Consider the following 21,034-nt stretch of genomic DNA (forward strand, 5'->3'; position numbering starts at 1 on the left):
CAGAACAGGGTAAACAGGTTCTTAGCCGAAAATGACAGTTCAGCGAAACGGCGATCTTTTTTCGCGGCGCGGTTCAGCGGTTCACCGCTGCCGGTTCGCCGCTGCGTAGCGCATGCGTGCATAATTGCGCCTCCGGCGTGTCGTCGCCGTCAAGCGCCTGCACCGTGACCCACCCCGCCGCGCGCAGTTCGGCGGCACGGGCCGGATCGGTGCCGATCGGCAGGAACAGGCGGCGGCGTTCGTCCTGCCCGACGCCAAGCGCCAATATGGCATCGGCATAGAGCGAGAATCCGACCGCAGGCTCTTCGCTGCAGTCGCCACGCAGAATCGTATAGGCGCCGCCCCGCCCGATCGGGCCGCGCCCGCCCGACAGGAACAGCGAAAACCCGAACCAGCGTTGATATTCGAAGCCATGCCGCTCGGTCGGATCGAGCGTGACCGCGACATCGCCGCCCAGCCCCTCCGCAATTGCCGCGAGCCCGTCGAGGCGGCTTGCCAGCGCATCGCCCGATATTGCCCGCAGCTTCGCCATGGCCGGTTCGAACGGCCCCGCCGCCGCGATCAGCGGCAGATAGGACGCATCGATAGCGGCAACCCCGGCGGCGTCCTTCGCATCCAGCCGGTCGCGCAGCGCGGCGAAATCGGCGGCGGTGAGCGTGTCCGCCGCCATGATGTCGATCAGGTCAGGCAATGTGAAGTCGATGGCGATCCCGTCCTCGACACCGGCAGCGCGGAGCGCCTCGACCGCGAGCGTCACCACTTCGCGCGCGGCGGCGACCGAATCGAGGCCGATCAGCTCGACCCCGATCTGGCGCTGCGCGCGTTCGGGCTTGAGCTCGGTTGCGCGCAATTTGAGCACCGGCCCGGCATAAGACAGACGGACAGGCCGCGGATGATGGCCCATGCGCGTGGCGGCGATCCGCCCGATCTGCGCGGTCATATCGGGCCGGATGGCGAGCGTTCGCTGCGACACCGGATCGACGAAGCGCACCGCGTCGCGCGCGCTTCCCGATTTCAGCCGCGCGGCGAAACTGTCCTCGAACTCGGCAAGCGGGGGATCGACCTGTTCATAGCCATGGCCGTGCGCGACATCGAGCACCGCGCGTTCCAGCCGCGACGCAGCGCCCGCCATCGGCGGCAGCCGGTCATGAAAACCTTCGGGCAGCAATCCGCCGCTCACCGGTCGATCCCTTTTTGCATGTCAGCCTTTCGTCAGAACTCCAGCGCCATCGCCGTCTTCACGCCGGGAAGCGCGCGTACGGTATCAAGGAACGCCTTGTCCATCTCTCCATCGACCGAAAGGAGCAGGATGGCTTCGCCGCCCGCTTCACGACGTCCCAGATGGAAGGTGCCGATATTGACGCCCTTTTCGCCGAGCAGCGAGCCGAGGCGGCCGATAAAGCCGGGCTGATCCGCATTCACGACATAGAGCATATGGCCCGCGAGATCGGCCTCCACCTGAATGCCGAACAGTTCGACCAGACGCGGCTTGTTATCGCCGAACAGCGTGCCCGCGACCGAGCGCTCGCCGTCCCTTGTCCGCACGGTGACGCGCAGCAGCGTGTGATAATCGCCCTCGCGATCATGGCGCACCTCACGCACGTCAAGGCCGCGCTCCTTGGCGAGGAACGGCGCGTTCACCATGTTCACCGTGTCGGTATACGCGCGCATCAGCCCGGCGAGCACCGCACCGGTGATCGGCTTCTGATTGAGCGCGGCGGCATCGCCCTCCGCCTCGATCGAAACGCCCTGCAATGCGCCATGCGCAAGCTGACCTACCAGCGAACCCAGTTTTTCGGCAAGCGCCATATAGGGTTTGAGGCGCGGTGCCTCTTCCGCCGACAGGCTGGGCATGTTGAGCGCGTTGGTGACGCCGCCCGACAGCAGGAAGTCGCTCATCTGTTCGGCGACCTGAATCGCGACATTGACCTGCGCCTCGGTCGTCGATGCGCCGAGATGCGGGGTCGAGATGAAGTTGGGCGTGCCGAACAGCGGGCTTTCCTTCGCCGGTTCGGTGACGAACACGTCGAGTGCCGCACCGGCGATATGGCCCGAATCGAGCCCTTCCTTCAGCGCCGCCTCATCGACCAGACCGCCGCGTGCGCAATTGATGATGCGAACGCCCTTCTTCGTCTTGGCGAGATTTTCCTTCGACAGGATATTGCGCGTCTGATCGGTCAGCGGCGTGTGCAGCGTGATGAAATCGGCGCGGGCGAGCAGCGTATCGAGATCGACCTTTTCGACGCCCATTTCGATGGCGCGCTCTTCGGTAAGGAACGGATCATAGGCCACGACCTTCATGCGAAGGCCGAGCGCGCGTTCGGCAACGATTGAACCGATATTGCCCGCACCGATCAGGCCCAGCGTCTTGGCGGTCAGTTCGACCCCCATGAACCGGTTCTTTTCCCACTTGCCCTGCTGCGTCGAAGCATCCGCCTCCGGCAGCTGGCGGGCAAGCGCGAACATCAGCGCGATGGCATGTTCGGCGGTGGTGATCGAATTGCCGAACGGCGTGTTCATCACCACGACACCGCGCGAAGATGCGGCGGGAATGTCGACATTGTCGACGCCGATCCCGGCGCGGCCAACCACCTTCAGATTGGTCGCGGCATCGAGGATTTCCTGCGTCACCTTGGTCGAGCTGCGAATGGCAAGGCCGTCATAGTTGCCGATGATCGCTTTCAGCTCTTCGGGCGTCTTGCCGGTGATTTCATCGACCTCGACCCCGCGCGAACGGAAAATCTCGGCGGCTTTGGGGTCCATTTTGTCGGAAATAAGGACTTTGGGCATAGTTGCCTCCTTCGTCGCCCCGGCGCAGGCCGGGGCCGATATATTGGGAATTCGAAACGGGGCGGCCCCGGCCTGACGCCGGGGCGACGCATTAATGGCGTTTAAGCGGGCTTTGCCTGTTCCCAGGCCCAGTCGAGCCAGGGGCCGAGCGTTTCGATATCGGCAGTGTCGACAGTCGCGCCGCACCAGATGCGCAGCCCCGGCGGCGCATCGCGATAGCCCGCAATGTCGTACGCGGCATCTTCGGCTTCGAGCAGCGCGGCCATTTTCTTGATCGCTGCCGCCTGTGCGTCACTATCGGCATCGGTGACGAGCTTCAGGCAGACGCTGGTGTTCGAACGGATCGCCGGATCGGCGGGGAGATGGTCGAGCCAGTCGCGTTCCTCGACGATCCGGCCGAGCGCGGTGGCATTGGCCGTCGAACGCGCGATCAGGCCATTAAGCCCGCCGACCGATTTCGCCCATTCGAGCGCGAAGATATAATCCTCGACCGCCAGCATGGAGGGCGTGTTGATCGTTTCGCCCTTGAAGATACCTTCGATCAGTTTCCCGCTTTTAGTCATGCGGAAAATCTTCGGCAGCGGCCATGCGGGCGTATAGCTTTCGAGCCGTTCGACCGCGCGGGGGCCGAGGATCAGGACGCCATGGCCGCCCTCGCCGCCCATCACCTTCTGCCAGGAGAAGGTGGTGACATCGAGCTTGTCCCAGGGAAGCTCCATCGCAAACACTGCGCTGGTCGCATCGGCGAAGGTCAGCCCCTCACGATCGTCGCGAATCCAGTCGCCATTGGGTACGCGAACGCCGCTGGTCGTGCCATTCCACGTAAAGATGACATCATGGCTCTGATCGACTTCGGCCAGATCGACGATCTCGCCATAGCCGGCCTTTTTGACGATCGGTTCGATCTTTAGCTGCTTTACCGCATCGGTGACCCAGCCCTCACCAAAGCTTTCCCATGCAAGCGTGGTGACGGGGCGCTGACCCAGCATCGACCACATCGCCATTTCGACGGCGCCGGTGTCGCTCGCCGGAACGATGCCGATCCGGTGCGTATCGGGAACGCCGAGAATTTCGCGGGTCAGATCGATCGCGCACTGCAACCGCGCCTTTCCGAGTTTCGAACGATGCGAGCGGCCGAGCACTTCCGTCGCCAGTTTTTCAGGCGACCAGCCGGGCGGCTTGGCACAGGGTCCGGAGGAAAAATGGGGGCGCGCCGCTTTGGTGGCGGGCTTTGCGGACGCAGTTGTGGCGTCGGCGGCAGTCAAATCGGTCATGTATCTCTCCTTACAGAGAGCACGCGCTGCGTTGGGACAGCGTGGCCCGTCGACGGCCCTAACGTGCCGCCAGTCGCTGTCAAGCTGCGTTTCACCGAAACAAGGCGGGCCGAGGGTGCAATTCGCATCGGCTGCGGTATGAAAGGGCCATGCGTGTCCTTGTTCGCCTGTTGCCCGCCCTGCTGCTCCCCTGCCTGCTCGCCGCCTGTATCTTCGGCGGAGGCGGAGACCGGCCAACGCCGCGGCAATCGGCGCGGCAAAGCGCGCGCCCTGCGCCCAGCGCCCCGACGAGCCGCGAGACCCGGCAGTGCGAGGCCAATCTGACGCGCGCCGGATATAGTTTCCGATCGCTCCCCGACCGCGATTTCGGGGGCGGATGTTCGATTAACGGCGCGGTGCAGCTGCTCGACATCGGCGTGCCGGTGACAGGGATCAAGGCGATGCGCTGCGGCCTTGCCGACAAATTCACTGGCTGGATCACCCATGGCGTCCGCCCGGCAGCGATCCAGATATTGGGCAGCGATGTCGTGCGGGTCGAAACTTTCGGCACCTATGCCTGTCGCAATATTCGCGGCAATGCGGCCTATTCGACGAAGCGGTCCGAACATGCGAGCGCCAATGCGGTCGATATATCGGGATTCACGCTGGCGGACGGGCGGCACATCACGATCGAAAAGGACTGGAATTCCAGCGACCCGCAAATCCGCCGGTTCATGGAAATCATTCACCGTTCGGCGTGCAAGCGGTTCCGCACGGTGCTCAGCCCCGATTATAATTCAGCACATTACAACCATTTCCACATGGATATGGGCGGCGGCACCTTCTGCCGATAGGGAAAGCGCCGGGTTGCGCCGCCCGCCCGATCCGCTAAGGCCGGGGCAATGAGCGAACCCAAAGTACCGTCCCGCGTTTTCCGCCCCGCGCAGCAGGAGGCCGAAACCGCCCGCACCCATGGCCATACGCCGCAGACCGAAGATCCGGCCTATCGCCTTGCCTTTCAGGACATGGATTTCCTGCTGCGCGAGGATCTGCGCCCGGTGCGCTTCCAGCTGGAGCTGCTCAAACCGCAGCTCATCATGGACGAAGCGAATATCGGCTCGACGCTGGTCATGTATGGGTCGGCGCGAATCCCTGAGCCCGAAAAGGCGCAGGCGCTGCTCGACCTTGCCGAGGATGACCGGGCGAAGCGGATCGCCGAGCGGCTGATCGAGAAATCGAAATATTATGAAGTCGCGCGCGAGCTCGGCCGGATCGCCGGGAAGTTTCCGCGCGACGAGGATGGCAAGCGTCATTTCGTCGTCTGCTCAGGCGGCGGCCCTTCGATCATGGAAGCGGCCAATCGCGGTGCCGCCGATGTCGGCGCCGAATCGATCGGGCTGAACATCGTCCTGCCGCACGAACAGGCGCCCAATCCCTATGTGACGCCGTCGCTGTCGATGCAGTTCCATTATTTCGCGCTGCGCAAGATGCACTTCCTGCTGCACGCGCGCGCGGTTGCCGTTTTCCCCGGCGGGTTCGGGACGTTCGATGAGAGTTTCGAGCTGCTGACGCTGATCCAGACGGGCAAGATCGATCCGATGCCGGTGCTGTTCTATGGCAAGGAATTCTGGAACCGCGTGATCAATTTCGAGGCGCTGTGCGAGGAAGGCGTGATCTCCCCGCGCGACCTCAACCTGTTCCATTTCGTCGAAACGGCGGAAGAAGGCTGGGAGCTGATCCGCGATTTCTATCGCAACCGCGACGGGGTCAAGCTCGACTGATCGCCATGGCGCGGCGGTTTGTTTCGCCGCGCCATCGCCCTTCACCGGTCAGGCGGCAAAGCCCGTCGATCGCGACAGCGCCTCCCACTCGGCCAGTTCCGCGCGCATTGAATCGAGCTTTGTCCCGACCAGGCCGAGCGCATCGTCGCCGAGAAACAACCGCACCGGCGGCTCGGGCGAATCGACGAGGGTGAGCAGCGCGCGCGCCGCTTTCGCCGGATCGCCGGGCTGCTGCCCGCTTTTCTGCTGCCGCCCTGCGCGAATCGGGCCCATCACCGAATCATAATCGGCGATGCTGCGCGCGGTGCGGTCCATCGACCGGCCTGCCCAGTCGGTGCGGAACTGGCCCGGTGCGAGCGCCGTCACCCGGATGCCGAACGACGCCACTTCCTTGCCCAGCGCCTCGCTGATCCCCTCCAGCGCGAATTTGCTGCCGCAATAGAAGCTGATCCCCGGCATGGTGATGAAGCCGCCCATCGACGTGACGTTGACGATATGCCCGCGCCGCCGCTCGCGCATCGTCGGCAGGGCCGCCTTCGTCATCGCGACCGCGCCGAAGACATTCGCGGCGAACTGGCGCTGGAGATCGTCCATCGACGATTCCTCCATAATCCCCTCATGCCCATAGCCAGCATTGTTCACCAGCACGTCGACCGGCCCGACGCGCTTTTGCGCATCGGCAACCGCGTCCGGAACCGCGTCATAGTCGGTAACATCGAGGAGTAGCGGATGCGCCCGCCCCCCGGCCATAGCAGCAAAGGCATCGGCATCGCTTTCGCGGCGAACGGTGCCGACGACGCTGTGCCCCGCCTCCAGCGCGGCTTCGGCAAAGGCGCGGCCGAGGCCCGAACTGACGCCGGTGATGAGAAAAGTTTTGGGGCTGGCGCTGGTCATGGTCTACCTCGGAAATGATGTATAACTATATCATGATATAGATAGCGCTATGACAAACAGCAACACCGAATCGGGCGGGCTTCGCGGTGAGCCGCTTCGCCATCGCGTGCTCGACGCCGCCGAAACGCTCCTGCGCGACGGCAAGGCGGATTTTTCGATGCGCCAGCTTGCCGCCGAGGCGGGGGTCAGTTTTGCGACACCGTTCAATCAGTTCGGCAGCAAGGCGGCGATCATGCACGCGCTTTCGAAGCGCCGGATCGACACGATGAGCCGCCGGTTCACTGCCGCACCCGCGCCGCGCAATGCGCAGGACCGGATATTGCTGGCGATCGATATCGCCGTGGCAGTCATGATCGAGGAACCGGCGATCAACCGCGCGGTGATGAGCTGGGTCGGCACCGCAGGGGGCGGCGATGTGCTGCACCATTCGACGATGCTGTGGTCGCTCGCGCTCGGCGATGGCGAAGGCCTTGCCCCTGCGCGGCGGCAGGCAGCGCTGGATGCGTTGCCGCGCCAGCTCGCTTTCGCCTTTCGCGGCGTACTCTCCTTCTGGACCGCGGGCGAACTGGCCGGTGACGCGCTGGCATCGCATGCGCGCGAGGCAGCGCGGATGCTGCTGTCGGGCTTTACCGGACCGGCCCCGTCGGGTTGAGGCTGCTGCGGCCCGTTGACCCGCCGATATACGAATCATATATGGTTCATATATTCATATATTCGGAGCGCGCGGATGGGCATCGTAAAGATCGGGGACGAATTGCATGAGGAAGTGCGCAAGGCGAGCGGGGTGATGTGCCGCTCGATCAATGCGCAGGCCGAATTCTGGATCAGGATCGGCATGCTCGCCGAGGCCAATCCGCAATTGTCGTTCAACGATCTGGTCCGGCGCGAGCTCGACCGCGCTGAGGTCCGCATGCCCGATCGCGCGGCGGCCTGACATGGTAAAGACCCCGGACGAAATCGCGCTGATGCGGCAATCGGGCCGGCTGCTCGCCAGCGTGTTCGAAATGCTCGATCGCGTCGACCTTGCCGGGCGGTCGACCATGGCGGTCAACGATCTGGTCGAGCGCTTCATCACGCATGACCTTGCCTCGCGCCCCGCGAGCAAGGGGCAATATGGCTTTGCCTATGTGCTCAATTGTTCGATCAACGATGTGGTCTGCCATGGCGTGCCCGACAATGATGTCGTGATTCGCGACGGCGACATCATCAATCTCGATATCACGCTGGAAAAGAACGGCTATATCGCCGATTCGAGCAAGACCTATCTGGTGGGTGACGTCGCGCCTGCCGCCCGACGGATCGTCCAGATCGCGCAGAATGCGATGTGGCGCGGCATCGGCGAAGTCCGGCCGGGTGCGCATCTGGGCGATATCGGCTTTGCCATCGAACGCTATGCGCGGCGCAACGGATGTTCCGTGGTGCGCGAATATTGCGGCCACGGCATCGGGCGCGAAATGCACGAAGAGCCGCAGGTGTTGAATTTCGGCCATCGCGGGCAAGCCGTGCAGTTGCGCGAAGGCATGGTCTTCACGATCGAACCGATGGTCAATCAGGGCAGCCGACGGGTCGTCACCCGCGATGACGGCTGGACCGTCGCGACGAAGGACGGGAAGCTCTCAGCGCAGTTCGAACATACGGTCGCGGTGACCCGTGACGGGGTCGAGGTGCTGACCCTGCGCAAGGACGAAACCCCGCCGGTGGCGCGCGCCGCCTGAGGAAGGCGGAGGGCGCGAAGGGGCACCGCCCGGGATCGCGCTACGTGTCTCGATTTCGCTCGACACGAACGGGGAAGGCGTCGCTGCCCTATCCGGCGGAGCCGCCGCGTAAAACGGATGGCTCTGCGCACTGCCCCGCCCCGCCCCGCCAGGGCCCGCCGCATAAGCGACGACCCCGGCACGGCCCGGCGCTTACCGGTCGGGCGTGGGCTGCTGCCCCGTCTTAGCGGGCGGCATGTTGAGTTCGACCGCGTTCTCCTGCGCGCCGGTTTCGTTCGCCGCGCCCTCATTCGCTGCCGCCGCGCCCGCATTGTCGCCGCCGGTCGCGCCCGGCGGCGGCGGGGCGGGGAGCGGCAGGTTGGAGCCGTGCTGATTGAGATAGAGGATCACATCGGCGCGATCCTGCGGATCGGACAGCCCGGCAAAGGTCATCTTCGTGCCCGGCGCGAATTTGCGCGGTGACATCAGCCATTCGTCGAGATTTTCAAAGGTCCATTTGCCGCCATGCGATGCGAGCGCATCGGAAAAGGCAAAGCCGCGCTTGCCGTGGCCGATTTCCTCACCCACCGTTCCCCACAGATTGGGGCCGATGCCGTTGGGCGCGCCTTGCGCCACGGTGTGGCAGGCGGTGCATTTGTTGAACACCTTTTCACCCGCAGCGGCGTCAGCGGCGGCGAGCCGCGTCGCGATCGGGGCGACCTGCGGCCCCGAATCGCCGCCGGTTTCGACACCTTCCACCGGATAGCCGAACTTCTCCGGCTCTGAATGCCCCAGAAAAATCATGCCGCCGACGATCGAAAGTCCCAGCGCCGCCACACAGGCTGCCAGCACCCACCCCGCAATTGTATTCGTTCGATTATCCATTGCCCCCGCCGATGCTTTGAGCCGTCTCAGGTATTGCGTCTTCTATTGACGCTACCCTGCCACCGCAAGCCATGCTTGCCTAGAGCCGTACGGCGATCTACTTCGCGCGTCCCATGCAACAATTTCCCGGCCCCGCGCAGCCCCTGATCGCGCGCATGACAGAAGCGGCGCTGGCAGCGCCCGAAAAAGCGGTCGCCTATCAGGGCGCGCCCGGCGCGAATTCGCACATTGCGGCACTCGGCGCCTTTCCCGACTGCCTGCCGCTTCCCTGTTTCGGATTCGGCGATGCGATCGACGCGGTGCGCGAAGGCCGGGCCGATCGCGCGATCATCCCGATCGAAAATTCGCAGCATGGCCGCGTCGCCGATATGCATTTTCTGCTGCCCGAATCGGGGCTGGTGATTATCGGCGAATATTTCCTGCCGATCCGCCACGCGATGATGAGCATCGGCGAACGCGCGCGGATTCGTCAGGCGATCAGCCATGAACAGGCTTTGGGGCAATGCCGCCACTGGCTCGCCGGGCAGGGGATTTCGGCGCTTGCCTATCCCGACACCGCCGGGGCGGCCGCACGGGTGCGCGAAATGGACGATCCCGAAATCGCCGCGCTCGCCCCGCCGATGGCGGCGGAATTATACGGCCTGACCCTGCACGAAGCGAGCATCGCCGATGCCGATCATAATACCACGCGCTTCGTCGTGCTCGCGCGCGAAGCCGTTCCGGCAGCGGCAGACACGCCGATGATGACGACATTGATGTTCGCGGTGAAGAATGTGCCCGCCGCGCTCTACAAAGCGCTGGGCGGGTTCGCGACGAACGGCATCAATCTCACCAAGCTGGAAAGCTATCAGCGCGAGGGCAGTTTCGCCGCGTCCGAATTCTATTGCGATGTCGAAGGTGGCCCCGGCGATGCCGCGCTGGATCGCGCGCTGGAAGAACTTCGCTTTCAAACGAAATGGGTGCGGCTGCTCGGCACCTATCCGCGCGCGCGCAAGCGCGGCGGCGATTAGGTCTCAGCCCGGCTCTTCCTCCAACCATGCCGTCAACAACGCATGCGCAATGGCGTGCGGCGGCGGCGGCAGGAACGCGGCGCGCTCCTCCCCGGCAAGCGCGGCGCGTACCTCGTCACGCGTGAACCAGCGGGCATCCTCCAGTTCGTTGGTGTCGACCGTAATCGTGTCGGCGACGGCATCGCCGATGCACGCGATCATCAGCGAGGAAGGAAAGGGCCAGGGCTGGCTGGCGATATAGCGCACGCGCGACAACGCGATTCCGGCCTCTTCCAGCGTTTCGCGCGCAACCGCTTCCTCGATCGATTCGCCGACCTCCAGAAATCCTGCCAGCGCCGAATAGCGCCTCTCGGGCCAGCTTGCCTGACGCCCCAGCAGCGCGCGGCCGTCATGCTGCGCGATCATGATGACAACCGGGTCGGTGCGCGGATAATGTTCGGTGCCGCACGAATCGCACAGCCGCGCCCATCCCGCACGGATGGGATGCGTCGGACCGCCGCACATCGCGCAAAAGCGATGGCGCGCATGCCAGGAAACAAGGCTGCGCGCCGCGGCATAATGCGCCATATCGGCGCGCGGCATCGCGGCGACCGCGCGCATGATCTCGAACATATTGCCGCCATCGGGCATCCCCGGCGGGACCGCGACGAAATGCGGCACCTCCCCGGCAAAGCCCAGCAGGACGAGATCGTCGCCTTCGCCCGCGTCACCAAGCGCCTCCCAGCGCAGCGCGCCGTCGGGATGGATCAGCGCCGCCAGCCCGTCCATCTGCAACAGCCGCGCGTCCGGGTGGCGCAGTGCCGCCGCATACGCCGCAGCATCGGTGCGGACATGATCGGCGCGGTCGAGCGTCCCGCCGGTAAAACCGGTTTCGATCATTTGCCGAGATCGGCGTAGACGCGTGAGACGATCTCGCGCCGCAGCGGCCATTTGTCGGCCGGGATATAATTGACCATCACCGTGCCACGCACCTGCTTTTCAGGGTCAACCCAGGCGATCGTACCGGCAGCGCCGCCCCAGCCATAGGTGCCCTTGCCCGGCCCGCCGGGCACATCCTCCAGATAGACCGAACCGCCCGCGCCATAGCCGGTTTTCGGACCCGCCGATCCGCCGGTCGCGCCATCGACGCTGGAATAGGTGACGCCTTGCGGAAGCAGGTTCGACATTGCGAGCTTCACCGTTTCGGGCTTCATCACCTGCGCCCCGTCGAGCGTGCCGCCATTTTGCAGCATGTGGAGGAACCGGTCGTAATCGCGCGCCGACATGACCAACCCCGCCCCGCCATAAGGAAAGCTGGGCGGATCGAGAAAGACCGAATTGGCACCGGGATCGACCGCCACACGGCTGTCGCCCATCCAGATATAATTGGTGGCGAGCCGCGCCTTCTGATCGGCGGGGACCGTCCAATAGGTCGATTCCATTTTGAGCGGGGTGAGAATCCGCGTCTGGACATAGCGGTCGAACGGCATGCCGCTCGCTACTTCGATCACCCGGCCCATCAGGTCGAGCCCGATCGAATAGCTCCATTTCGTCCCCGGATCTGCGATCAGCGGCAATTTGGCGAGGCGGTCGGCGAATTCCTCCAGCGAGGCCGGACGAGTCGCGCGCACCCCCTGTTCATATCCCCGGCTGAGCGTTGCGGGGAGAATGCCGTTCTTTTCATATTCCTTCAGCAGCGCGCCCTTGGTCACGATCGAATAGCCGAGCCCCGCCGTGTGCGTGAGCAGGTTGCGGATCGTCATCTGCCGCTTTGCCGGGCGCGTTTCCAGACTGTCGGTATCGGGCGCGACGAGCACCTTCATATCCTTAAAGGCCGGAATGAAATCGCTCACCGGCTGGTCGAGCGACATTTTGCCGTCCTCGATCAGCGTCATCGCCGCCATCGCGGTGATCGGCTTGGTCATCGAATAGACGCGCCACAAGGTATCGGGAGTCGCCGCCGTGTCGCTGTCATCGGCGATCCGGCCTTCGGTCACGAACGTCGGCGCATCGCCGTCCGCGCCGACCGCGATGACGATCCCCGGAGCCCGGTCGTCATTGACGAATTGCTTGGCAAAGGCAGCGGTACGCGGCAGCTCGATCGCCTTTGCCGAAACGCCCTCATGCGTCTGGGGCGCCGGTGTCTTTCCCTGTTCGGCAAGCGCTGCGCCGGGCGCGATCGCGACCATCGCCGCCAGTGCAAGTCCGAGCCGAATGTTCACCATCTTGTTTCCTTCATGATCCTGGCCGCCTTTGCGAACACGGTGGGCAGCCCGGCCGACTCCAGATCGGCTATCGGCCACCATTCCCCGACATTGTCCCCGATGTGCCCCGTGACATCGGATGCCGCAAGCACAGCCTCAAGGGTAAAATGGGTGAAGCCATGCTGAACGATCCTTTCGGTCATCACCCATTCGGCATCGACCGGCGCACCGGCAAGTCCGGGCGCATCATCCTGCCAGGGGCCGGTGGGCAGCGCGCGCATGCCGCCCAGCATGCCCTTTTCCGGACGGCGCACGAGCAGCACCGAATCGCCGCGCCGCAGCCAGAAGAATGTCGCCCGGCGATGCGGGCGGGCGCGCTTGCGCTCGCGCCGGGGCCAGCTTTCGGGCTCGCCGCTCCGCTCAGCGGCACAAGCGCCGCTGAGCGGACATAACAGGCAGCGCGGCGAGCGCGCAGTGCAGATCGTCGCGCCGAGATCCATCATCGCCTGCGCGAAATCGCCCGCCCGGTCATCGGGCGTGATCGTGTCGGTTAGCGCGCGTATCTCCGGCTTTGCGCGCGGCAAGGGCGTTTCGAGCGCGGCAAGGCGAGCTACCACCCGTTCGACATTGGCATCGACCACCACCGCGCGCCTGCCGAACGCGATCGCGGCGACGGCAGCGGCAGTATAGTCCCCCACGCCGGGAAGCGCGCGCAGCGCCGCCTCGCTATCGGGCAGCCGCCCGCCATGGTCGTTCGCGACTGCGCGCGCGCAGGCGAGCATGTTGCGCGCACGGGCATAATAGCCAAGCCCCGCCCATGCCGCCATCACATCCGCATCCTCCGCCGCCGCGAGCGCAGCGAAATCGGGCCAGCGGCGGGTGAAAGTTTCGAAATAAGGCTTCACCGTCGCGACCTGCGTTTGTTGCAGCATCACCTCGGACAGCCAGATGCGATAGGGGTCGCCGCGCGGCGCGCCGGGCGGGCTGCGCCAGGGCAGGACGCGCGCATGGCGGTCATACCATTTGAGAAGAAGCGCGGCGATCGTCGAAGGAAGCTTGGCGGGCACGCGCTGCCTATGGCATGGAGAATCGCGATGACGAAGAGCGCAAAGACAAATTCGGGAAAAACTGTCGCCGGTGACCGGCGATACGGCCATGCGCGCGCACTGTCGGACCTGCTGCCCGGCGTCGGCCGCGCGGCATTTCGCCGCTATGGCTTTGTCCAGAGCGCGATCGTCAGCCGCTGGCCCGAAATCGTCGGGGAGCGCTATGCCCGTGTTTCTGCACCCGAATCGATCCGCTTTCCGCGCGGCGAACGCACCGAAGGGGTGCTGAGCCTGACCGTCGCCAGCGCGCATGTGACGATGATGCAGCATATCGCGCCCGAAATTATCGAGCGGGTGAACCGCTTTTTCGGCTATCCCGCCGTCGCCCGGGTCCAGTTCCGGCAGGGCGTGGTCGCGCGGGCAAAGCATCGCCCGCGCGCCGCTCCGGTGCCGCAGGCCCATTCCGAACTCGGCGAGGGATTGCGGACGATCGCCGATCCTGAGCTTCGCGAAGTGCTGGGCGCACTGGCGCTCAGCGTCGAGCGGCCGGTGGTGAACATCCCCCATTTAGGAAAGATCAGTTGATGCGCCTGTTGCTCGCGCTGTTTGCCCTCCTGCTTACGTTCGGTGCCCCTGCCCTTGCGCAGGAGGCGGCAAAGGCCCCGGCAGTGTCGCAGGAGGGGGTCGACCTCGTCCTCGGCAATCCCGCCGCTTCGGTGACGTTCGATGAATATCTGAGCTATACCTGCCCGCATTGCGCGCATTTCAATGCAGAAGCAGGCCCCGCGATCGAGGATATGGCGGCAAAGGGCGTGCTTCGCGTCCGCCTGATCCCTGCGGTGCGCGACCCGCTCGACATTGCCGAGGCGATGCTGGTGCGCTGCGCCGCGCCCGCCCACGCACTGACGCTGCACCATGCGTTTTTTGCCGGCCATGAGGATCTGTATAACGCCGCGCGGCGCGTTCCCGCTTTCTATACCGATATGGCCACCGCGAAGAGCGGCGATATCGCAGCGGTGGCAGCAGCGGCGGGGCTTGCCGACATTGCGAAGACCGGCGGGATCGACGCTGCCGCTTATACCGCCTGCCTTGGCGATCAGCAGGCGCTGTCGACGCTGCAATCCTCGGCGATGGACAGCTGGAAGAAAATCGAAGGCACGCCCAGCTTCGCGATCAACGGCACCCTGCTTGACGCCAATGACTGGCCGACGGTGCAAAAGCGGCTTGAGGCGGCGCTTTCCCGCTAACATCCACATTCCGACTTGTTCAGGAGATTAGGTTCGATGCGTTTCTGGATTCTGGCCGCGCCGCTGATGCTGTTGGCGGCATGTTCGGGTAGCGGCGAGGCGAACGGCAATGCCGCGTCCGACACTGCCGCAGCGCCGGTCGCTGCAGTGAAGCCGCCCGAGGGCAAACAGTGGCGCGACGTGGTCAGCGCGACCGATCTCGGCATGCGGATGGGCAATCCCGATGCGCCGATCAAGCTGATCGAATATGGATCGCGCATGTGCCCGACCTGCCGCAAATTCGAACAGGACGGCTTTGACCCCCTGATCAGCAATTATGTGAACAGCGGCAAAGTGAGCTTCGAATTCCGCGATTATCTCGTCCATGGCGCGCTCGACCTGCCGACCACGATCCTCGGCGAATGCGTGTCCGGCGACGCCTTTTTCCCGATTCTGGAGCAGATGTTCCAGGCACAGCCCGAATTTGCCGACAAATTCACCAATATGTCGGAGGCGGAGAAAAATTCGATCCAGTCAATGGATTCGAACGCCATCGCCCTGATGCTGGCGCAGAAGATGGACGTGATCGACTTCATGCAGAAGCGCGGCATGACCGCCGAAAAGGCGCGCGCCTGCCTTGCCGACAAGGGCACGATCCAGAAGCTCGCCGACCGGATGGGCGAAGCCGCGAAGATGGGCGTCAGCGGTACGCCCAGCTTCTTCCTGAACGGCAAGCAGGTCGAGGACGCCGTCACCTGGGACCAGCTTGAGCCGAAGCTGAAGGCGGCAGGCGCCTGATCGCGCGATAAGGATATGCGCGGGTGCAGATAAAGAGGCTGCGGCTTTCGGGCTTCAAAAGCTTTGTCGAACCCGCCGACCTGCGCATCGAACCGGGGCTGACCGGCGTGGTCGGTCCCAATGGCTGCGGCAAATCCAACCTGCTGGAGGCGCTGCGCTGGGCGATGGGCGAGAACAGCGCCAAATCCATGCGCGGTTCGGGCATGGAGGATGTGATCTTCGCCGGGACCAGCCGCCGACCGCAACGCGATTTCGCCGAAGTGTCGATCCTTGCCGAGGAAGTCGGCGGCACCGACGGTGATGAAGTCGAGATCGTCCGCCGGATCGAACGCGGTGCGGGCTCCGCGTATCGGATCAACGGCCGCGATGTCCGGGCAAAGGATGTCGCGCTGCTCTTCGCCGATGCAGCGACCGGCGCGCATTCGCCCGCCCTTGTCAGTCAGGGGCGGATCAGCGCGGTGATCTCCGCCAAGCCCGAACAACGGCGGCAGATGCTCGAAGAGGCTGCCGGGATCGCCGGGCTGCATGTCCGGCGCAGGGATGCCGAGCAGCGGCTGCGCGCGACCGAGACCAATCTCGCCCGGCTCGACGAAATCATCGCTGATCAGGACTCTCGCGCCGCCGCGCTGAAACGTCAGGCGCGGCAGGCGGAAAAATATCGCCGCCTGACCGACGACATCCGGATTGCCGAAGGGCGGATGATCTTTGCGCGCTGGCGCGATGCTGCGGAAGCGGAAAAGGTGGCGAAGGCCGAGGCGAAAGCCGCCGATTCGCTGGTCGCCGAACGTGCCGAAGCGCAGGAAGCGGCCGCAGCGCATCAGCGTCAGGCGGCCGAGGCGCTGGCCGAGGCGCGCTCCGCCGCATTTGCCGCGCGTGATGCCGCCAATGCCGCGCGCCACCGGCTGGAAGTGCTGGAGACCGAGCGCGATACGGTGAGGCGGCGGCTCGCCGAACTCGATGCCGGACAGGCGCGGATCGCGGCGGACCGCGAACGTGAGGGCGAGCTCGCCAGGGATGCGAGCGCCGCCATTGCGCGCCTGACGGCCGAGGCGAAGCAGCTCGATCAGGCGATCGCCGATGCCGCGACCCGGATACCGGAGGCGGATGCAGCGCTTGCCCGCGCCGAACGCGAATCGCGCGATGCCGAAGTGGCGCTCGCTCAGGCGCTGGCCGAGCAGGCGCGCGAAAGCGCCGACGCGCGGGTGGCGCAGGCTGCGCTTGCCGCCGCGCGCGACCGGCGCGACCGGGCGCAGCGCGATGCTGATCGGGTGGCGGCGGAGATCGCCGCGCTGGGCGATGCCGCACCGCTCGAAGCTGCGCGCGATACTGCCGCCCGGTGTCGGGCCGATGCGCTGACAAAGGGCGAGGCAGCACGCGATGCGCTTGGCGCAGCCGATGCAGCGCAAGGCGAAGCGCTTGCCCGGCAGGAAGCAGCGCAGACCGGGCGCGCCGCAGCGCATGCCGAACGCGCCGCGCTGGAAAGCGAAGCGGCGGCGCTGACTAAGGCGACCCGGCAGGACAAGCGGGATCGCGTGCTCGACCGGCTGACCGTCGCGCCGGGTTATGAGCGCGCGCTGGCTGCGGCGCTGGGCGACGATCTGGAAGCGGGCCTCGACCCGGCGGCGGAGCGCCATTGGGGCGGGGCTGAGCTGCACGCGAGCGACCCTGCTCCGCCGGCGGGCACGCAAAGGCTGTCGGACCATGTCACCGCACCGGAAGCGCTGGCGCGGCGGCTCGCTTTGTCGCTGGTCGCTGAGACCGATGCCGGGCAGATGCTCGCGCCGGGACAAAGGCTGGTGACGCTCGCGGGAAACCTGCGCCGCTGGGACGGGTTCGTCGCGAAATCGGGCGGCGCGGCGGCGGCGGAGCGGCTGGAGCGGCTGAACCGCCTGCGCGCGATCGAGGCGGCGCTTCCGCAAGCCATCGCTGCGGTCGAGGCAGCCGACCGGGCGCGCGAAGCGGCAGCGCAAACCCTTGCCGAAGCGCGGGCGCAGGCGAGCGCCGCACGCACCGCGATCGATGCGGCGGACAAGGCAGCACGCGAAGCACTGCGCGAAGAGGATCGCGCGAGTGCGGCGCTCGAACGGCTGGCGGCACAGCGCAGCGATCTCGACGAGCGGCGCGCGCGCACCCGCCGTGATCTGGACGAGGCGGACGAAGCGCTCGCCGCGGCGCAAGCGGCGCTCGCCGCGCTTCCCGATGGCAGCGCCATGGCGGAGCGGGTGCGGACGCTGTCGGCGCTTGCCGAAAGCAAGCGCGCGGATGTCGCATCGGCGCGCACCGACCGACGGTCGATCGACCGCGATCTTGCGCAGGCGCGCGAACGGGCAAGCGCGGTCGCCGCCGAGATTCGGGGATGGAAGTCGCGCGCGGGCGAAGCGACCCGGCGGATAGCGGAGATCGACAAGCGCGAGGCCGAACTGGCGCGCGAACGCGAAGCGCTGGCCGACAAGCCCGAAGCGATCGGGGGCAGGATCGACGCAGCCAGGGCGGCGGTCGAACGCGGCACCAGCGAAGCACAGGCGTCAGCACATGCCGAAGCCGAGGCAGAGGAAGCGCTACGGAGCGTCGAGGAAAAGGCCCGCACCGCCGCCGAAGCGCTTGCCGAGGCGCGCGAACGACGCGCCGGCGCATCGGCGCGCGCAGAGAGTCAGGAACTGCGCCGGGTGGAAATGGGTCGGGTCGCGGGCGAGCGCTTCGAATGCCCGCCGCCGCTGCTCCCGCAAAAAGCCGGGTTCGATTCGGCGAGCGTCGCCAGTCCGAAAGAGGAATCGACGCGGCACGAGAAGCTGACACTGGAGCGCGAACGAATCGGCCCGGTCAATCTGGTCGCCGAAAGCGAATTGCAGGCGCTGGAAAGCGCCTCCGCCACCAATCTGGCCGAGCGCGAGGAACTGGGTCAGGCAGTGAACCGCCTGCGCGGGTCGATCGGCACGCTGAACCGCGAAGGGCGCCAGCGCCTGCTCGCCGCATTCGAGGCAGTGGACGGGCATTTCCAGCGGCTGTTCACCACGCTGTTCAACGGCGGATCAGCGCACCTGCAACTGGTCGATTCGGACGATCCGCTGGAGGCGGGGCTGGAGATCATGGCGCAGCCGCCGGGCAAGAAATTGCAGTCGCTCACGCTTTTATCGGGCGGCGAACAGGCGCTGACCGCCGTCGCACTGATCTTCGGCCTGTTCCTCACCAACCCTGCCCCGATCTGCGTGCTCGATGAGGTCGATGCGCCGCTCGACGATGCGAATATCGACCGGTTCTGCGACCTGCTCGACCGCATGACCCGCGAAACGCGCACGCGCTACCTGATCGTGACGCACAATGCCGCGACGATGAGCCGCATGCACCGCCTGTTCGGTGTCACCATGGTTGAACAGGGGGTGAGCCGGCTGGTCTCGGTAGACCTGGGCATGGCAGAGGAGCTAGTGTCCACATCATGAGCGGCACGGCCACCTATCATCTTACGGCAGAACATCTCGCAGCCGGGTACCGGTTCAACGATCGCCTCGCCTGGCGCAAACCGCGCACGCTGTTCGCGGTGGGCATGGCCATTGTGCTTTACACCATGATCTTTCTGCTTATCGGCGGAGTTTCGGGAATCGCAGCGTTCCGCTCGTTCGTAATCGCCGCAGCGATAATCGGGGGGTTCGTCTTTTTGGTCGTGATGATCCGGAAATGGCAGATACCGCGTCTGGCGAAGCGCCATTTTGCACAGCACAAGGCCCTTCAGGAGGCGATCAGCCTGTCATGGGATGCCGATTCGATCGAGCTTCGCCAGCCACGCTCGGTGGGCAATCATGATTGGACCGGGTTCATAAAATGGGGCGAAACGAGCGAGCTTCTGCTGCTCTATCAAACCGATATCATGTTCGTTCTGGTGCCGATCACCGCCTTGCCTGAACATGGGGCAGAGGAAATCACGACCTTTCTGACGGAGGCCGGCGTGCCGCGCGTTGGGCGCTGAACCGCTATTATTCCTCGCGCGCCTTTTGATGGTGGCGAATCACTTCGTCGATCACGAAGCGCAGGAATTTTTCCGAGAATTCGGGATCGAGATCGGCATCGCCGGCAAGATTGCGCAGCCGTTCGATCTGCCGCTCCTCACGCCCCGGGTCGGCGGGGGGAAGGCCGTTTTCCGCCTTGTACCGGCCAACCGCCTGCGTGATCTTGAACCGCTCGGCGAGCATATAGATCAGCGCCGCATCGATATTGTCGATGCTCTGGCGATAGCGTGCAAGCACGTCTTCGGTCATCTGTCGCTCCCACGCATTTACGAAAAGCCGCATATCCGTAGCGAAACCGCCCGGCAACACTTGCGTTTATCGCGCGGTCGCGCCACATCGCCAAATCGATGACCGCAACCGTTCTCCGCCTCGACCCAAGCGACAAACCGACGCTCGATCCGATGATCAGCCTCGTCGCGACCGATATGAATCTGGTCAACAATGTCATTCTGGACCGGATGCAGTCGGAAATCCCGCTGATCCCGGAGCTTGCCGGGCATCTGATCGCGGGCGGGGGGAAGCGGCTTCGTCCGATGCTGACGCTCGCCAGCGCCCGATTGCTCGATTATTCGGGGACGCGCCATCACAAGCTGGCTGCAGCGGTCGAGTTCATCCACACCGCCACGCTGCTCCATGACGATGTCGTTGACGGTTCCGATCTGCGCCGGGGAAAGCGCACCGCGAACCTGATCTGGGGCAATTCGGCGAGCGTGCTGGTCGGCGATTTCCTGTTTTCGCGCAGCTTCGAACTGATGGTCGAGGATGGCAGCCTGAAAGCGCTGCGAATCCTGTCCAATGCCTCCGCCGTGATCGCCGAGGGCGAGGTCAATCAGCTGACCGCGGTTCGCCGGATCGAAACGTCCGAGGAACGCTATCTGGAAATCATCGGCGCGAAAACGGCGGCTTTGTTCGCCGCTGCCTGCCGGATCGGCGCAGTCGTCGCCGAACGCAGCGAAGCCGATGAGGCAGCGCTCGACGCTTATGGCCGCAATCTGGGCATCGCGTTCCAGCTCGTCGATGACGCGATCGACTATACGTCCGATGCGGGCACGATGGGCAAGGATGCGGGCGACGATTTCCGCGAAGGCAAGATGACGCTTCCCGTGATCCTCGCTTATGCCCGCGGGGACGAGGAAGCGCGCAAATTCTGGAAGGATGCGGTCGAGGGACGGCGCGACAGCGACGATGACCTTGCCGAAGCAATCACCCGGATGCGCGAAACCCGCGCGGTCGACGATACGCTTGCCCGTGCCCGCCATTATGGCCAGCGCGCGATGGATTCGATCAGCGGGTTTCCGGCGAGCGCCGCAAAGGACGCGATGATCGAGGCGGTCGAATTCGCGGTCGCCCGCGCTTTCTGAGGGCCTGCTGGGCATTTCCGTTGGCACTGAGCTTGTCGAAGTGCGGTCCTTATTCGCGCGTTTGAAGAGAAGAAAAACGGTGCTTCGACACGCTCAGCACCAGCGAGGGCGA

At 65.1% G+C, this 21,034-nt stretch carries 21 protein-coding genes; 12 read left to right on the top strand and 9 right to left on the bottom strand.

Features of this window, described 5'->3' with window-relative positions; all coding sequences use genetic code 11:
• Window positions 1–73: 73 nt before the first annotated feature.
• The 3 genes from EV664_RS04955 to EV664_RS04965 form a co-directional block, all read right to left on the bottom strand.
• On the bottom strand, window positions 74–1,180 hold the full coding sequence (locus EV664_RS04955; protein WP_133494558.1) for an ATP phosphoribosyltransferase regulatory subunit: 1,107 nt from the start codon (window positions 1,178–1,180) through the stop codon (window positions 74–76).
• A 32-nt stretch (window positions 1,181–1,212) separates the two neighbouring features.
• The gene (serA, locus tag EV664_RS04960; RefSeq protein WP_133494559.1) at window positions 1,213–2,790 is read right to left on the bottom strand and encodes a phosphoglycerate dehydrogenase; all 1,578 of its coding nucleotides are present in this window, start codon (window positions 2,788–2,790) and stop codon (window positions 1,213–1,215) included.
• 101 nt (window positions 2,791–2,891) lie between these two features.
• Window positions 2,892–4,064 (bottom strand): phosphoserine transaminase, encoded by a 1,173-nt coding sequence (locus tag EV664_RS04965; RefSeq protein ID WP_133494560.1) that lies wholly within the window; start codon window positions 4,062–4,064, stop codon window positions 2,892–2,894.
• A 149-nt stretch (window positions 4,065–4,213) separates the two neighbouring features.
• On the opposite strand from EV664_RS04965, the gene EV664_RS04970 reads away from it, so the two are divergent.
• Both EV664_RS04970 and EV664_RS04975 read left to right on the top strand, forming a co-directional pair.
• Window positions 4,214–4,897 carry an extensin-like domain-containing protein gene (locus tag EV664_RS04970; RefSeq protein ID WP_133494561.1) on the top strand — a complete coding sequence of 228 codons (684 nt, stop codon included), beginning with the start codon at window positions 4,214–4,216 and terminating at the stop codon, window positions 4,895–4,897.
• A 48-nt stretch (window positions 4,898–4,945) separates the two neighbouring features.
• On the top strand, window positions 4,946–5,824 hold the full coding sequence (locus EV664_RS04975; RefSeq protein WP_133494562.1) for an LOG family protein: 879 nt from the start codon (window positions 4,946–4,948) through the stop codon (window positions 5,822–5,824).
• 48 nt (window positions 5,825–5,872) lie between these two features.
• Here EV664_RS04975 and EV664_RS04980 read toward each other — a convergent pair whose 3' ends face one another.
• Complete coding sequence (locus tag EV664_RS04980; protein WP_133494563.1) at window positions 5,873–6,718, bottom strand: oxidoreductase; 846 nt, start codon at window positions 6,716–6,718, stop codon at window positions 5,873–5,875.
• A gap of 49 nt (window positions 6,719–6,767) precedes the next feature.
• Here EV664_RS04980 and EV664_RS04985 point away from each other — a divergent pair, with 49 nt between their 5' ends.
• The 3 genes from EV664_RS04985 (at window position 6,768) to map (ending at window position 8,433) form a co-directional block, all read left to right on the top strand.
• Window positions 6,768–7,370, top strand: coding sequence for a TetR/AcrR family transcriptional regulator (locus tag EV664_RS04985; protein WP_133494564.1), 603 nt, complete (start codon window positions 6,768–6,770; stop codon window positions 7,368–7,370).
• A gap of 75 nt (window positions 7,371–7,445) precedes the next feature.
• The gene (locus tag EV664_RS04990) at window positions 7,446–7,652 is read left to right on the top strand and encodes a ParD-like family protein (protein ID WP_133494565.1); all 207 of its coding nucleotides are present in this window, start codon (window positions 7,446–7,448) and stop codon (window positions 7,650–7,652) included.
• Window position 7,653: 1 nt separating this feature from the next.
• Window positions 7,654–8,433, top strand: coding sequence for a type I methionyl aminopeptidase (gene map, locus EV664_RS04995; RefSeq protein ID WP_133494566.1), 780 nt, complete (start codon window positions 7,654–7,656; stop codon window positions 8,431–8,433).
• Between the two features lie 192 nt (window positions 8,434–8,625).
• Here map and EV664_RS05000 read toward each other — a convergent pair whose 3' ends face one another.
• Window positions 8,626–9,297 carry a c-type cytochrome gene (locus EV664_RS05000; protein ID WP_133494567.1) on the bottom strand — a complete coding sequence of 224 codons (672 nt, stop codon included), beginning with the start codon at window positions 9,295–9,297 and terminating at the stop codon, window positions 8,626–8,628.
• Between the two features lie 113 nt (window positions 9,298–9,410).
• On the opposite strand from EV664_RS05000, the gene EV664_RS05005 reads away from it, so the two are divergent.
• The gene (locus EV664_RS05005) at window positions 9,411–10,307 is read left to right on the top strand and encodes a prephenate dehydratase (protein ID WP_133494568.1); all 897 of its coding nucleotides are present in this window, start codon (window positions 9,411–9,413) and stop codon (window positions 10,305–10,307) included.
• A 3-nt stretch (window positions 10,308–10,310) separates the two neighbouring features.
• Here EV664_RS05005 and nudC read toward each other — a convergent pair whose 3' ends face one another.
• From nudC to EV664_RS05020, 3 genes are read right to left on the bottom strand one after another with little or no spacing between them, the layout of a single operon-like run.
• Window positions 10,311–11,186, bottom strand: a complete 876-nt coding sequence (gene nudC, locus EV664_RS05010) for an NAD(+) diphosphatase (RefSeq protein WP_133494569.1) — start codon at window positions 11,184–11,186, stop codon at window positions 10,311–10,313.
• The gene (locus EV664_RS05015; protein WP_133494570.1) at window positions 11,183–12,511 is read right to left on the bottom strand and encodes a serine hydrolase domain-containing protein; all 1,329 of its coding nucleotides are present in this window, start codon (window positions 12,509–12,511) and stop codon (window positions 11,183–11,185) included. Before EV664_RS05015 ends, nudC begins: the two co-directional genes overlap by 4 nt.
• Complete coding sequence (locus EV664_RS05020) at window positions 12,505–13,557, bottom strand: A/G-specific adenine glycosylase (protein ID WP_133494571.1); 1,053 nt, start codon at window positions 13,555–13,557, stop codon at window positions 12,505–12,507. Before EV664_RS05020 ends, EV664_RS05015 begins: the two co-directional genes overlap by 7 nt.
• A 27-nt stretch (window positions 13,558–13,584) precedes the next feature.
• On the opposite strand from EV664_RS05020, the gene EV664_RS05025 reads away from it, so the two are divergent.
• From EV664_RS05025 to EV664_RS05045, 5 genes are read left to right on the top strand one after another with little or no spacing between them, the layout of a single operon-like run.
• Window positions 13,585–14,121, top strand: coding sequence for a DUF721 domain-containing protein (locus EV664_RS05025; RefSeq protein WP_133494572.1), 537 nt, complete (start codon window positions 13,585–13,587; stop codon window positions 14,119–14,121).
• Entirely contained in the window at window positions 14,121–14,783 is a 663-nt protein-coding gene (locus tag EV664_RS05030) for a DsbA family protein (protein WP_133494573.1), read from the top strand. Before EV664_RS05025 ends, EV664_RS05030 begins: the two co-directional genes overlap by 1 nt.
• A gap of 36 nt (window positions 14,784–14,819) precedes the next feature.
• Window positions 14,820–15,560, top strand: coding sequence for a DsbA family protein (locus EV664_RS05035; RefSeq protein WP_133494574.1), 741 nt, complete (start codon window positions 14,820–14,822; stop codon window positions 15,558–15,560).
• Between the two features lie 23 nt (window positions 15,561–15,583).
• Window positions 15,584–18,997, top strand: coding sequence for a chromosome segregation protein SMC (gene smc, locus EV664_RS05040; protein ID WP_133494575.1), 3,414 nt, complete (start codon window positions 15,584–15,586; stop codon window positions 18,995–18,997).
• Window positions 18,994–19,521, top strand: a complete 528-nt coding sequence (locus tag EV664_RS05045; RefSeq protein WP_133494576.1) for a YcxB family protein — start codon at window positions 18,994–18,996, stop codon at window positions 19,519–19,521. The genes smc and EV664_RS05045 overlap by 4 nt, the downstream gene beginning before the upstream one ends.
• 7 nt (window positions 19,522–19,528) lie before the next feature.
• Here the strand turns inward: EV664_RS05045 and EV664_RS05050 are convergent, their stop codons facing one another.
• Entirely contained in the window at window positions 19,529–19,810 is a 282-nt protein-coding gene (locus EV664_RS05050) for a chorismate mutase (protein WP_133494577.1), read from the bottom strand.
• A 98-nt stretch (window positions 19,811–19,908) separates the two neighbouring features.
• Between EV664_RS05050 and EV664_RS05055 the strand changes: the two genes are divergently transcribed.
• Window positions 19,909–20,922, top strand: a complete 1,014-nt coding sequence (locus EV664_RS05055; protein ID WP_133494578.1) for a polyprenyl synthetase family protein — start codon at window positions 19,909–19,911, stop codon at window positions 20,920–20,922.
• Window positions 20,923–21,034 lie beyond the last annotated feature (112 nt).

This window comes from Stakelama pacifica (assembly GCF_004361835.1).
In the GTDB taxonomy this organism is placed as follows: domain Bacteria; phylum Pseudomonadota; class Alphaproteobacteria; order Sphingomonadales; family Sphingomonadaceae; genus Sphingomonas; species Sphingomonas pacifica.